At 40.4% G+C, this 446-nt stretch carries 1 pseudogene; it reads right to left on the bottom strand.

Annotated features, from left to right (window positions below):
- Nucleotides 1-323: pseudogene (locus H5201_RS22655) on the bottom strand (ISAs1 family transposase); the annotation flags it as partial.
- Between the last annotated feature and the right edge of the window lie 123 nt (nt 324-446).

A 446-nucleotide genomic window follows, 5' to 3' on the forward strand; every position in this document is an offset into this window, starting at 1 on the left:
GGGCATTGCGCCAAAACAACACCATTTTCGCACGCAAATGCACTGACCATATAAAGTGCATCGCGCCTATCTGACTGATTAAATGAACCTTTCAATCGCTTACCATCAATCGCAACTACATCGCCATGAGTTAATTTAGAGCAGTCTTTCATCCAAGAAGAAAAAGAATCTTGAAACTGCGTCATATCAATACGACTCATCACACGAGCGATTGTGTCATGGCGAGGGATTCCTTGCTCAAGAGGAACGTACTTCCTGAGCCAATCTAATCTATCATGGCCAAAATCTTCAATATCTTCCCAGCCTTGGCACCCAGATATGATACCAATCTGCCAAATTATGTGATCTAATTAGCACACTGATACTTATCTACTTTTACTAAATTGAACTTAGAAAAATCCAAGCAACTTTTAGCTTTATCACGTAAAGAGCCTAATGCGAGAAAG

It is taken from the genome of Pseudoalteromonas sp. SG43-6, assembly GCF_014164365.1.
GTDB classification, from domain to species: domain Bacteria; phylum Pseudomonadota; class Gammaproteobacteria; order Enterobacterales; family Alteromonadaceae; genus Pseudoalteromonas; species Pseudoalteromonas rhizosphaerae.